Annotated in this window: 11 protein-coding genes; 9 read left to right on the top strand and 2 right to left on the bottom strand. The window is 63.0% G+C overall.

All coding sequences use genetic code 11. The features are described from left to right. Window positions 1-145: 145 nt before the first annotated feature. Entirely contained in the window at window positions 146-2287 is a 2142-nt protein-coding gene (locus ABD937_RS06705) for a histidine kinase N-terminal 7TM domain-containing protein (RefSeq protein WP_345254484.1), read from the bottom strand. Between the two features lie 846 nt (window positions 2288-3133). Here ABD937_RS06705 and ABD937_RS06700 point away from each other — a divergent pair. The 9 genes from ABD937_RS06700 (at window position 3134) to argH (ending at window position 12308) form a co-directional block, all read left to right on the top strand. Beyond that, window positions 3134-3826 (top strand): GNAT family N-acetyltransferase, encoded by a 693-nt coding sequence (locus tag ABD937_RS06700; RefSeq protein ID WP_345254483.1) that lies wholly within the window; start codon window positions 3134-3136, stop codon window positions 3824-3826. A 228-nt stretch (window positions 3827-4054) separates the two neighbouring features. After that, entirely contained in the window at window positions 4055-5254 is a 1200-nt protein-coding gene (locus tag ABD937_RS06695) for an argininosuccinate synthase (protein WP_345254481.1), read from the top strand. After that, window positions 5241-6218: an N-acetyl-gamma-glutamyl-phosphate reductase gene (gene argC / locus ABD937_RS06690; RefSeq protein WP_345254479.1), complete on the top strand. Its 978-nt coding sequence runs from the start codon at window positions 5241-5243 to the stop codon at window positions 6216-6218. Before ABD937_RS06695 ends, argC begins: the two co-directional genes overlap by 14 nt. Before the next feature lies 1 nt (window position 6219). After that, a complete protein-coding gene (proC, locus tag ABD937_RS06685) occupies window positions 6220-7017 on the top strand; it encodes a pyrroline-5-carboxylate reductase (protein ID WP_345254477.1) in 798 nt (265 codons plus the stop codon). Beyond that, window positions 7014-8183 (top strand): aspartate aminotransferase family protein, encoded by a 1170-nt coding sequence (locus ABD937_RS06680; RefSeq protein WP_345254475.1) that lies wholly within the window; start codon window positions 7014-7016, stop codon window positions 8181-8183. The genes proC and ABD937_RS06680 overlap by 4 nt, the downstream gene beginning before the upstream one ends. Window positions 8184-8190: 7 nt before the next feature. Beyond that, entirely contained in the window at window positions 8191-9144 is a 954-nt protein-coding gene (locus ABD937_RS06675; RefSeq protein ID WP_345254473.1) for an N-acetylornithine carbamoyltransferase, read from the top strand. Further along, entirely contained in the window at window positions 9144-9932 is a 789-nt protein-coding gene (gene argB / locus ABD937_RS06670; RefSeq protein ID WP_345254472.1) for an acetylglutamate kinase, read from the top strand. Before ABD937_RS06675 ends, argB begins: the two co-directional genes overlap by 1 nt. Beyond that, window positions 9925-10998, top strand: a complete 1074-nt coding sequence (locus ABD937_RS06665) for a M20 family metallo-hydrolase (protein ID WP_345254471.1) — start codon at window positions 9925-9927, stop codon at window positions 10996-10998. Before argB ends, ABD937_RS06665 begins: the two co-directional genes overlap by 8 nt. Continuing rightward, entirely contained in the window at window positions 10995-12308 is a 1314-nt protein-coding gene (gene argH, locus ABD937_RS06660; protein ID WP_345254470.1) for an argininosuccinate lyase, read from the top strand. The genes ABD937_RS06665 and argH overlap by 4 nt, the downstream gene beginning before the upstream one ends. Before the next feature lie 197 nt (window positions 12309-12505). Here argH and ABD937_RS06655 read toward each other — a convergent pair whose 3' ends face one another. Then, window positions 12506-13525 (bottom strand): PorP/SprF family type IX secretion system membrane protein, encoded by a 1020-nt coding sequence (locus ABD937_RS06655; protein WP_345254468.1) that lies wholly within the window; start codon window positions 13523-13525, stop codon window positions 12506-12508. Between the last annotated feature and the right edge of the window lie 24 nt (window positions 13526-13549).

Below are 13549 nucleotides of genomic sequence, written 5' to 3'. Positions count from 1 at the left end.
CAGCCTCAGCACGCGGCGGCGCGGCGGGAGGCGGCGCGGCGACGATAAAATGTAAGGAGAAATAGGTAACATATTTCCGATTCGCTGTGCCGCCGGGCCGCCGTGTGAAACAGGCCGCTTGCGGCCGCATACTCCCATCAGCTACTCAGCCCGCCGCCTCCAGCACACTCAGCGGGAACCGCACTTCCAGCCGGCAGCCGCCGCCGGGCGAAGCGTCGATGCGCACCGACCCGTGGTGCAGCAACGCGCGCGTCCCGATGTTCTTGAGCCCCACGCCCGTGGAGTGCCGCGCCGGGTCGAAGCCCACGCCGTCGTCCTGCACGCGCAGCAGCACGCCCTCCTCCGTCCGGCCCAGGAACACCCGCACCTGGCGCGCGCGGGCATGGTGCACGATGTTGTTCAGCTGCTCCTGCACGATGCGGTACACGGTCAGCTTCAGCTTCTGCGGCAGCTCCGCCTCGTTGAGGTCGCGGAACGACAGCTGCACCCGGAAGGCGCCCGCCTGCTCGGCGGCGTCGAGCAGGTGCCGCAGCGCCTCCTCGAGGGTTTCGCCGCTCAGCGAGGGCGGAATGAGCGTATGACTGAGCTTCCGCACCTCCTGCATCGCCTTCCGGATGATGGCGGCGCTCCGGTCGAGGAAGCCGGCCGCGGGGCCGTCGGCGCTGCGGGCGAGGTTGAGGTAGAGCGCCGCACTCGTCAGGATCTGGTTCACGTTGTCGTGCAGCTCGGCGCCGATGAGGCGGCGTTCGTTCTCCTGGCCCTCCACCATGGCGTCGGTCAGCTCCTGGTGGCGGCGCTGTTCCGCCTCCTGCAGCAGCCGCTCCGTTTCTTTGCGCGCCGTGATGTCCTGGGCCGCGCCGATGATGCGCACCGCCGTACCCGCGGCGTCGCGCAGCACGTACCCGCGGTCGAGCAGGTGCACCACCGAGCCGTCGTCGCGCAGCACCCGGAACTCGAGCTCGATGAAGTCGTCGGGGAAGCCCTTGGCGCGCTGCTCCTCCATGTAGTACAGCGTCCAGTGGTCGTCGGGGTGCAGGCGCTGCTTCCAGGCATTGAGGTCGCTGGCCGCCGACTCCGGCACGTCGTGAAAGAGCCTGCGCCAGCCCTCGCGGTTGCGGTAGATGCTGCCCGTGCGCAGGTCCCAGTCCCACACCATGTCGTTGGTGACGCGGCTCACGAGGTCGTAGCGCTCCTTACTTTTCTGGAGCTCCTCCAGCAGCTGCACCTGCTCCGTTACGTCGGAGGCCACCAGCAGGATGCCCTGTGGCCGCCCATGGTACAGGATCGGATCGGCGGTCAGCAGCACGTCGATGGCGGGGCCGCCGGCCGGGGGCTGCAGCCGCACCGGCACGTGGCGCACCGACTCCCCGGCGGCGGCGGGCGCCAGCACGGTGGCGCGGAAGCGTTGCGCGGCATCGGCGTCGGGCAGCAGCTCCTCGGGCAGCGGGCATCCCATGCGGCGGGCGATCCAAGGCAGGCGCTCCTGCGCGTAGGGGTTGCCGTACAGGAGGCGGCCGTCGGGGGCGGCCACCAGCACGATGCTGGTCAGGTGCTGCAGCAGCTCCTCCACGTTCACCGACTCGGCAATGTCGAAAAGGCGGTAGCGCCGCAGCGATACCAGCACCGCGAGCGAAAAGAGGGTGAGCATCCGCGCCGTCACGGGGATCTCCTCCTGCCGCAGCACAATGGGCAGCAACACCTGGAACAGCAACCCGCCCAATGCCGGCAGCAGGATGCCGAGGGCCACGAAAAAGGCCTGGAGCTTGCGCTCGCGGTCGTGGCGCACCTGGTAGGCATAGCGTACGATCACCACCACAGCGGCCAGCGTCACGATCGAAACGGCCGTGCGCAGGAGTGCGTCCACGAGCCCCGTTTCGGGAGCCGTTACCCAGCCCCAGGTGGCGCTGTAGCGATAAAGCGTCTGGTGGCCGGAGATATACACGCGGTAGCCGATGGCAAAGGGAAGGTATACGGCGGGCACAAAGAAGCGGTGGTCGGCGATGCGCAGCCCCGCGTAGCGGCAGGCAAAGTGAAAGCCCAGGGGCGCCGTCGCGATCCAGCCGATGCAGAGGAGGTTGTCGAGCCGGTTCGCCTCTTCCAGGGTGGCGGCGCTCAGGAACAGCGCGTCCTGCACCTGCCACACGGCAAGGGCCAGCACGAAGTAGCCGAAGAGGCGCAGGGTGCGGTTGGGCGGCCGGAAAAAGAACAGGTAGACCGCGATGGCGATGTTGAACAGGGCCGGTCCGTACGACAGCAGGGTATACAAAAGGGAAGCAGTCGTTTTCAAGAATAGGAGTTTTGGCGAAGCACGCGGGTGGGTTCTTTCAAAGTTAGGACTCCCGGGGATAGCGACCGTATTTTTACGGGGCGCCTAACCGATAACCCCTAGCGTGCGCGCTTGGAAGTTCATTAAGCAAAGTTTGGGGACATCAGGAGAAAAAGACGGCCGCAAGCGGCCTCGATGCACGACGGCGCAACGGCGCGACGTAGGAAAACAATCTGTTCTTTCCACTTTGCGTCGTGCCTTTGCGCCGTCGTGCCGTCGTGACAGGGGCGTCAGCCCCGCTCCCCGCGCTTGCGCGGTCCGATGAGCCCTGATCGAATAAGTCAAACAGCCTCTTAGCACGCCCCCAAAGCTTCGGGAGACGCGACGGCGCGACGATGAAATGCAGGAAAGAAGCTTCAGCACATCGCCGCTCCGCTGTGCCGCCGTGTGAAACAGGCCGCTTGCGGCCGACCATTTCAGCGTTTTCGGAGGCGCCGGTAACGCAAACGGCTTTTACGTGAAGGCGAGGCCGGCCCGCCATAGCTTTAGCGAAGGCAGAGATTTTTTAACGAACCGCTACCGCACAGGGTCTTATTTTTGCTTTACAAGGGGCCGGACGGATATGCACCGGATTCCCTATATATTTGCACCCTCAAAATGAACACGAGCACACATAACAAACACTTCATCTTCCATACACCCGGGGCCACCCGGATGTACGACGTGTGCTTCGACCTGTTCCGCTACCTCTCGCGACGCGGAATCTGATAGGCCGAGCCCGCGACCAAGGCCCCTATCAGTGAACGCCTTCCGCACCGGTTAATTCATGGGATTGGTTGTCCCGTACCAAATTCTTTTTACGACATCGTGGAAAATCAGATCATCATCAGGGTAGCCACCCCTGCCGATGCGGTCTATGCCAGCACCATCACCGACGAGATGGAAGCTTCGGCCAGGGCCCGCGGCACCGGCATCGCCAAGCGCAGCCCCGAATACGTGGCCCAGAAGATGGCCGAAGGCAAATCCGTGATCGCCCTTACCGAATCGGGCGACTGGGTCGGCTTCTGCTACATCGAAACCTGGGAGGGCGAGTACGTGGCCAACTCCGGGCTTATCGTATCCCCCAACTTCCGCAAGAGCGGTGTGGCCAAGCGCATCAAGGAGCGGATCTTCCAGTTGAGCCGGGAGAAATACCCCGACGCCAAGATCTTCGGCCTCACCACCGGCCTCGCCGTGATGAAGATCAACAGCGAGCTCGGCTACGAACCCGTCACCTACTCGGAGCTGACGCCCGACGAGAAGTTCTGGGCCGGCTGCAAGAGCTGCGTCAACTACGAGATCCTGATGAGCAAGGAGCGCAAGAACTGCCTCTGCACGGCCATGCTCTTCGACCCGAAGGACCATGTGCCGCCGCAGGAGCTGAAGGCCGACTTCGAAAAGCGCAGTCCCGTGTTCGAGCGCCTCCTCCGCCTCAAGCAGCACCGCTTCCTGAAGCGCCTCCAGATCGACCGCAACTCCGGCCGCAAGCTGAAGCTGTTCTTCTTTAACCTGATGCATTAATAACGGCAATCGGGAATCGGCAATAGCAAATTCGACATAAACGGCAATCGGGAATCGGCAATCGGCAATCGCAAATTCGATATAAACGGAATCGGCAATCGGCAATCGCAAATTCGACATAAACGGGAATCGACAATGGGGTGTTTGTATAGAGATGCTCTCCGAATCCCTTGAAACCATTGCCGATTCCCGATTGCCGATTCCCGACCAACCACGGAAACTACCACCATGAAAAAAATCGTCCTCGGATTCAGTGGCGGCCTCGACACCACCTACTGCGCCCTCTACCTCGCGGAGCAGGGCTACGAAGTGCACAGCATCATCGTGAACACCGGCGGCTTTTCGGATGAGGAGCTCGCGGGCATCGAAGCACACGCAAAGCGCCTCGGCGTCACGACGCATACCACCGTCGACGCGGTGAAGTCCTACTACGACCGCATCATCCGCTACCTCGTGTACGGCAACGTGCTCAAGAACAATACCTATCCCCTCAGCGTGAGCGCCGAGCGCCTCGTGCAGGCCCTCCACATCGCGGAGCATGCGAAGGCGGTAGGCGCCGAAGCAGTAGCCCACGGCTCCACCGGCGCCGGCAACGACCAGGTGCGCTTCGATATGATCTTCCAGATCCTGGTGCCCGGCCTCCCCATCCTGACCCCCATCCGCGACGGGCAGCTGAGCCGCGAGCAGGAGATCGCCTACCTCACGGAGAAAGGCGTGCAAATGAATTTCGAAAAGGCGCAATACTCCATCAATAAAGGCCTCTGGGGCACCTCCGTGGGCGGCCGCGAAACACTGCACTCCAACGGCATGCTGCCGGAGGAAGCCTGGCCCACGCCGGTAACGAAGACCGGTACCGAGGCGCTGCGCCTGCACTTCGAAAAAGGCGAGCTCACCGCCGTCAACGGCCACCCCTTCGCTCATCCCACGGAGGCGATCAAACACCTGCAAGACATCGCCGCGCCCTACGGCATCGGCCGCGACATCCACGTGGGCGACACCATCATCGGCATCAAGGGCCGCGTAGGCTTCGAAGCCGCCGCTCCCCTCATCATCCTCAAAGCCCACCACGCGCTCGAGAAGCACGTGCTCACCAAGTGGCAGCTGAACTGGAAAGACCAGCTCGCGCTCTTCTACGGCAACTGGCTCCACGAAGGCCAGATCCTCGACCCCGTGATGCGCGATATCGAAGCCTTCTTTACAGCCTCCCAGCAGCAGGTTACGGGCGACGTGTTCGTACAGCTCCTGCCCTACCGCTTCCAGGTCACCGGCATCGAATCCGCCTACGACCTCATGAGCGCCCGGTTCGGCAAGTACGGCGAGATGAACACGGGCTGGACCGGCGCCGACGTGCGCGGCTTCACGAAGATCTTCGGCAACCAGGTATCCATCTATCACCAGGTAAAAGACGCGGCCGATGGCAACGATTAAGGCCGGCATCATCGGCGCGGCGGGGTACACCGGCGGCGAGCTCCTGCGCCTGCTGCTCCACCATCCGCAGGTCGAAATTGCCTTCGCGCACAGCCGCAGCACCGCCGGCAAGCCCGTGTACTCCGTGCACAGCGACCTCCTCGGCGACACGGAGCTCCTGTTTGCATCGGAGTTCCACTCCGACGTCGACGTGCTCTTTCTCTGCGTGGGCCATGGCGAATCGAAAAAGTTCCTGGAGGCAAACGCGATCGCGCCTTCGGTAAGGATCGTCGACCTCTCCCAGGACTTCCGCCTCGAAGCGAACGCCGTGTTTGGCGACCGCACCTTCACCTACGGGTTGCCCGAACTGAACCGCGAGGCGATCCGCACCGCGGTCAACATCGCCAACCCAGGCTGCTTTGCTACGGCCATTCAATTAGGACTGCTGCCACTAGCGAAAGCAGGACTGCTGGGTGATGTATACACCACCGGCATCACCGGCTCAACCGGCGCCGGCCAAAGCCTCAGCGCCACGTCGCACTTCAGCTGGCGGGCCAACAACATCGGTGCCTACAAAACACTGACGCACCAGCACGGCGGCGAGATCGGCCGCTCCGTAGCGCAGCTCGGCGCCGCGGACTTCCACCTGCACTTCGTGCCCTGGCGGGGCGATTTCACGCGCGGCATCTTCGTTTCGTCGACGGTCCGCTGCGATCGCTCCCCCGAAGAAGTACAGGCGCTGTTTGAACAGTATTATTACGGTCACCCGTTCGTAGCCCTCAGCCAGGATCCCATTCACCTGAAGCAGGTGGTGAACACCAACAAGTGCGTGCTCCAGCTCGAGCAGGAAGGCGATCACCTCGTGGTGCACAGCGCCATCGACAACCTGCTCAAAGGCGCGTCGGGGCAAGCCGTACAAAATATGAACCTGCTCTTCGGCCTCGATGAGCGGGCAGGACTCGGACTCAAACCAACCGGATTTTAATATGAAAGCAACCATCCTCGGGGCCGGAAATATCGGGATGGCCCTCGCCGAAGGCCTCCGCAACTCGGGCCGCTGCAGCGCCGCCGACATCACGCTGACGCGCCGCAATGAAGCCGCACTCGTAGCCCTTCGGGAGCAGGGATACTCCGTAAGCACCGATAACGCGGCTGCCATCGAAGAAGCCGACGTCGTGTTCCTCTGCGTGCTCCCGCAGCAGCTGAAAGGCGTGCTCGCCGAGATCGCGCCGGCGCTGAACACGGAGCAGCAGCTCGTGGTGTCGGTGGTCACCGGCGTGCCGCTGCAGGACCTGCGCGCCGCCCTGGGCGACGGCCTGCGCGCCGTACGCGCGATGCCCAACACCGCGCTCCGCGTGAAGGCTTCGATGACCTGCCTCGCCGCAGCCGGCGCTACACCGGAAGACCTGCAGTTCGTACAAGGACTATTCGATACCATGGGATCCTCCATCGTCATCAACGAGGAGCTCATGAGCGCGGCTACGGCCCTCTGCGCCTGCGGCATCGCCTTCTTCCTCCGCTCCATCCGCGCCGCGGCGCAGGGCGGCGTGGAGATCGGCTTCCATGCGCACGAGGCCATCCGCATCGCCGCACAGACCGCGCTCGGCGCCGCGCAATTGCTGGCGGAAGGCGCCCACCCCGAGGAAGAGATCGACAAGGTGACCTCTCCAAAAGGCTGCACCATCGCCGGCCTCAACGAGATGGAGCACCAGGGGCTTTCCTCCGCCATGATCAAAGGCATCAAACTCTCGGCGAACATCGCCGGTCAACTCTACCAGAAATGAAGCTGTTCGACGTATACCCCATCAACGACATCAATATCGTGTGTGCCGAAGGCTCCCGGGTATGGGACGATCAAGGCCAGCGCTACCTCGATCTCTATGGCGGCCATGCCGTGATCTCCATCGGCCACACGCACCCGCATTGGGTGCGGCGCATCGAGGAGCAGCTCCGCCAGATCGCCTTCTACTCCAACTCGGTCCGCATCCCCATCCAGCAGGCGCTGGCCGACAAGCTCGGGGAAGTGAGCGGCCGCCCCCACTACCAACTCTTCCTGATCAACTCAGGCGCCGAAGCCAACGAGAACGCGCTCAAGCTCGCCTCCTTCCATACCGGCCGCAAAAAGATCGTAGCCTTCCAAAAAGCCTTTCACGGCCGCACGTCGCTCGCCGTAGCCGCCACCGACAACCCCGCGATCGTGGCCCCTGTAAACGAGACGGAGCACGTCACGTTCCTGCCGTTCAACGACGAAGCCGCGCTGGATGCCTACTTCCGGGAACACGGTGCCGACACGGCCGCCGTGATCATCGAGGCCATACAAGGCGTAGGCGGCATCACCGTGGCCAGCGACTCCTTTCTTCAGGCGATCCGCCGCCACTGCACGGAAAGCGGCGCCCTCTTCATTGCCGACGAAGTGCAGTGCGGCTACGGGCGCAGCGGCAAATTCTTTACGACGGACTGGGCGGGCGTCGATGCCGACATCTATACGATGGCCAAGGGCATGGGCAACGGCTTCCCGGTGGGCGGCATCCTCGTGGCGCCGCACATCGCCCCGAAGCACGGCATGCTGGGCACCACCTTCGGCGGCAACCACCTCGCCTGCGCCGCGGGCCTTGGCGTACTCGAAGTGATCGCGCAGGAGGACCTCCTGCAGCAGGCGGCAGAAAACGGCGCCTACCTGGTGGAACGCCTGCAGGCAATGGGACACTTCGAGAACGTACGTGGCAAGGGCCTCATGATCGGCTTCGACCTGCCGGCGCCCCTCAAAGACCTGCGCAAGCACCTCCTGATGGAGCAGCACATTTTCACCGGTGAAGCGAAACCGAATGTGGTGCGCCTGTTGCCGGCCCTCAACATCACCCGCGCCGAGATCGACGAGTTCCTCGCCGCGCTCGCAGGCAGCGTGCACGCACTGACGGCAACCTCCACCAACGCATCACTTCAACCGTAATACTACCGTGAAACAGTTCCTTTCCGCTCACGACGTTTTCGACATCGACGCACTCGTAGCTACCGGGCTCGCCTACAAGGCAGACCGCTTCCGCGACAAGGGCCTCGGCGCCGGCAGGCGCATCGGCCTCCTCTTCCTCAACCCGAGCCTGCGCACGCGCCTCTCCACCCAGGTGGCCGCGCAGCACCTCGGCATGGAAGCCATCGTATTCAACGTAGGCGCCGAAGGCTGGGCCCTCGAGTTCGCCGACGGCGCTGTCATGAACGGCAGCACCGTGGAGCACGTCAAGGACGCCGCGCCGATCCTCGGGCAATATTTCGACATCCTCGCGCTGCGCACCTTTCCTTCGTTGCAGGACCGCGCGGCCGATTACAGCGAACGCACCCTCAACGCCTTTGTGCGCTACTCCGGCATTCCGGTGGTCAGCCTCGAGAGCGCCACCCTGCACCCGCTGCAAAGCCTCACCGACGTACTCACCATCACCGAAACATTTAAAGAGCAGCGCAAGCCCAGGGTGGTACTCACCTGGGCGCCCCACGTAAAACCCCTGCCCCAATGCGTGGCCAACTCCTTCGCGCAATGGATGACCGCCTGGGGCGCCGCCGACTTCGTGGTCACGCACCCCGAAGGCTACGCGCTGAAAGAGGAATTCATAACCGGAGCCACACTCACCTCCAGCCAGGACGAAGCATTGGAAGGCGCCGATTACGTCTACGTCAAGAACTGGAGCGCCTATGAAGACTATGGGAAGATGCCGCCCGCATCCGGCAACTGGATGCTGACGCTCGACAAGCTGAAAGCCACCAACAACGCCGGGGTGATGCACTGCCTGCCCGTGCGCCGCAACGTGGAGCTGTCCGACGAAGTACTCGACTCGCCCCACAGCCTCGTGACCCAACAGGCAGCCAACCGCGTATGGGCCGCCCAGGCCGTACTTTCGGAAATCCTGAAGCAAGCATAATGGAACCGGTATACGTCATCAAGATCGGCGGCAACATCATCGACGACGCGCAAAAGCTGGCGGCCTTCCTCGAGGCCTTCGCCGCCCTGCCGGGCAAGAAAGTGCTCGTGCACGGCGGTGGAAAGCTCGCCACCCGCATCGGCGACGCCCTCGGTATTCCGCAACAGCTCGTCGACGGCCGCCGCATCACCGACCCTGAGACGCTGAAGGTGGTGACCATGGTGTATGCCGGCTATATCAACAAGAACATCGTAGCGGGCCTGTACGCCGCGGGCTGCCCGGCGATCGGGCTCTCCGGCACCGACGGCGACGCGATCCGCGCGCACAAGCGGGCGGCCAAAGGCGCGGTCGATTACGGCTTTGCCGGCGACGTGGACGCCGTGAACCTGGACCTGCTGTCAACGCAGCTCGATAGCGGGCTTTCAGTGGTGCTGGCCCCGATCACGCACGACGGAAACGGACAATTGCTCAACACCAATGCCGACACCATCGCGCAGGAAACGGCGAAAGCCCTCGCTGCGCGCTTCGACGTACACCTCGTGTATTCCTTTGAAAAAAGCGGCGTGCTCCGCGATGCCGATGACGATGCCTCGCTTATCGCTTCCATCACGCCCGCTTCCTATGACCAACTGAAAACCGACGGATCCGTGCACTCCGGCATGATCCCCAAGCTGGATAACGCCTTCGCCGCGCTGCGCAGCGGCGTACGCGAAGTGCTGATCGGCAAGGCGGAAGACCTGCCGCAACTGGTGCAGGGACGAACCGGCACCCGCATCGTACATGAATAAGGAACGCCTCCATACCGTCACCGAAGATGCCGGCACGCTCCTGCGCGGCCTCATCGCCATCCCCTCGCTGAGCCGGGAAGAAGCGGGTACCGCGCAGCACATCGCCGGATTCCTGCAGGCGCGCGGCGTATCCGTGAAGCGATACGGGCACAATGTGCTCGCCCGCAACAGGCACTACCGCCCCGGGCTGCCGACCTGGCTGCTCAACTCCCACCACGACACCGTTAAGCCCAACCCGGGCTACACCCGCGCCCCCTTCGTGCCCGCGGAGATCGACGGCAAGCTCTATGGTCTCGGCAGCAACGATGCCGGCGGCCCCCTCGTATCGCTGATCGCCGCCTTCCTGTATTTCTACGAGGAGCCGGACCTCCCGTTCAACCTGGTGCTCGCGGCCACGGCCGAAGAAGAGATCTCGGGAACCGGCGGGATCGAGTCGGTACTCCCGCTGCTGGGCCCGGTCGATGGCGCGCTGGTGGGCGAGCCCACGCAAATGCAACTCGCCATCGCCGAGCGCGGCCTGCTGGTGATCGACGCCGAAGCAACCGGCCGGGCCGGCCATGCCGCGCGCAACGAGGGCGACAATGCCCTGGTAAAAGCCGTCGCCGATATCCAGGCTCTGTACGCCACTTCGTTCGATAAGGTCTCCCCCTTTCTTGGCCCGGTGTCGCTGAACGTGACCGTGATCGAAACGGAGAACAAGGCGCACAACGTAGTGCCCGACACCTGTCGCTTCGTGGTGGACGTGCGCCTGAATGAATGCTACACCCACGAGGAAGTGCTGGCGCTGCTGCAATCCCGCGTGCAAAGCACCCTGACGCCGCGCAGCTGCCGCCTCCGCTCCACGCTGATCGCGGAAAGCCACCCGCTGGTGCAGGCGGGGCTCGCGCTGGGCCGCAGCACCTATGGCTCTCCTACTTCCTCCGACAAGGCGCTGATGCCCTTCCCGGCGCTCAAGATCGGACCCGGCGACTCGGCCCGCAGCCACACCGCCGACGAATACATCCACCTCCACGAGATCCGCGAAGGCATCGAATTGTATATCGAACTCCTAAAGCATACCGCATGAAGCTCTGGCAAAAAGACAATACCGAGGTAGCCCAGCGCATCGAGCGCTTTACCGTGGGCCGCGACACCGAGTTCGATGGGCTGCTGGCCCGCTACGACGTGCAGGGATCGATCGCGCACGTCACGATGCTCGGTGAGGTAGGACTGATGACACCGGAGGAATCGGCGACCGCCGTGGCTGCGCTGCAGACGATCGCTCAGGAGATCGAGGCCGGCACGTTTGGGATCGAACCCGGCGTGGAAGACGTGCACTCACAGGTAGAACTACTGCTCACGCAGCGCATCGGCGACACCGGCAAGAAGATCCACAGCGGCCGCAGCCGCAACGACCAGGTGGCTGTCGATATCAAGCTGTTTCTCCGTGCACAGTTGCTGGAACTACGCGATGAAGCGCGTACCCTTTTCGACCTGTTGCTAGAGCAGAGCGAGCGCTTAAAAGACAAGCTGCTGCCCGGCTACACCCACCTGCAAGTGGCCATGCCTTCCTCGTTCGGCCTTTGGTTCGGGGCTTATGCCGAGAGCCTCACCGACGACCTCGACCTGCTCGCCACCGCCTACCGCCTCTGCAACCGCAACCCGCTGGGCTCCGGCGCCGGCTACGGCTCCTCCTTCCCGCTCAGCCGCACGCGCACCACGGAGCTCCTCGGCTTCGACGGGCTGCACCACAACGCCGTATATGCGCAGATGAGCCGGGGTAAAACGGAACGCACGGTAGCTATGGCCCTTGCCGGCATCGGCGCCACGCTCGCCCGCCTGTCGATGGACTGCTGCCTGTACCTGAGCCAGAACTTCGGCTTTATCTCCTTCCCGCCGGAGCTCACCACCGGCAGCAGCATCATGCCGCATAAGAAGAACCCCGACGTATTCGAGCTGATCCGCGCCAAGGGCAATCGCCTGCAAGCCCTGCCCAACGAGCTCGCGTTGCTGCTCACCAACCTCCCCTCCGGCTATCACCGCGACCTGCAGCTGACGAAGGAGATTCTCTTCCCTGCGCTGGACGAACTGAAGCAGTGCCTGCAGATGGCCCACCTGATGCTCTCGAACGTAGAAATACGGGGCGGCATCCTGGAAGAGGAGAAATACAAATACGTATTCAGCGTAGAAGCCGTGAATGCGCTGGTGAACCAGGGAATCCCGTTCCGGGAAGCCTATCGGCAGGTCGGCAACGACATCGAGGCCGGCACCTTCGGCTGGGATCTTTCCAAAGGGCTCCATCATACCCACGAGGGCAGCCTGGGCAACCTGGGCACAGAAGACATCCGCGCGCGGATGAACGAGGTGCTGGGTGCATTCGGGAATCGTCAAACGTGAATCGTGAATGCTTCGTTGTGGAGAGGAGCGCTGGTGGACGTATCCACTTTTTAAAAGAGAAAGAACACGGATTGCACGGGTGGTACGGATAAAAACAGATCCGCGTGCATCCGCCGCATCTGTACCATCTGCGTTCCTTCTCTCTACTGCAGCAAAAAGGCCCCTTACGGGGCCCTTTCTATTCGCTTTTCAAGGATTTACCAAAGGTTGCGGGGGCAGGTATCGCCGTACTTGTTGCCCAGCAGGAAGCCGATCATCACCTCGTGCGTGCCCCTGCTGTAGTTGCGCAGGCCCGACGTGGTGTAGTCGTAGGCATACGATACGTTGAACACGTTCGAGATGTTGAGGCCTGCCATGCCGGCGAAGCCGTCGCGCATCCGCATCGAAGCACCGATCCAGGCGCGGTCGAGGTACTGCAGTTTCAGGTTGGCGTCGAACTGCATCGGCACCGGGGAGATGTACTTCACCAGCACCGAGGGCATCAGGTTGAAGTTCTCGCCGATCAGGAAGCGATAGCCGGCCGTGCCGAACAGGTGCGGCACCTGCTTGTTGCCACCCGTCATGGGCGTACCATTCTCGGAAAACGTGTAGTCCACCGGCGCGATCTGCTGGGCCGAAAGCCCCACGAAGAAGTCGGAGGAGTACAGGTAAAGGCCGGCGCTGATATCGGGCTTCAGCTTCTGAAACGCGGTATTGCCACCTACGGCGGGGTCGGCCTGCCCATTACCGAAATCCAGCTTGCTGGGATCGAGCTGCAGGCGGTTGACGCCAAGGCCCACACCACCCGAAAGAGAGATCTTCTGCGTAAGACCGAGGTGGTAGGCATAGGTCACCGCGGCGGTCACCTGGCTGATCGGACCGGTGCGGTCCTGAATCAGCTGCAGGCCGATGCCGTGGTGCGGCTTTGCCGCCTCGTAGTTCTCCCAGTAAGAGGAGCCGCGCAGGTTCTCCCCGATCATGCCCAGCGAGGTGGCCGTACTGCGGTAGTCGCTCTTGCCGATCGGGGCATGGATCGTCAGGTAGGTCGTGGTCGGCGCATCCTGGATGCCCGTCCACTGCTGGCGGTGGCTGATCTTAACGTCCGTGTAGTTCTCGATGCCCGTTACGGCGGGGTTCACGATGTACTGGTTCAGGACATACTGGGTGTAATGGGGCTTCTGCTGCGCCGATACGGCGAGCGTGCTGCACAACAGAAGTCCCGTTAAGATCTTTTTCATGGGTGTTTTCTATGAGTTGTGAAA

The sequence above is a fragment of the Flaviaestuariibacter amylovorans genome (assembly GCF_039541815.1).
Lineage (GTDB): Bacteria > Bacteroidota > Bacteroidia > Chitinophagales > Chitinophagaceae > Flavisolibacter > Flavisolibacter amylovorans.
Note: the sequence above shows the minus strand (reverse complement) of the source record. Positions and strands in the feature narration are given on the sequence as shown.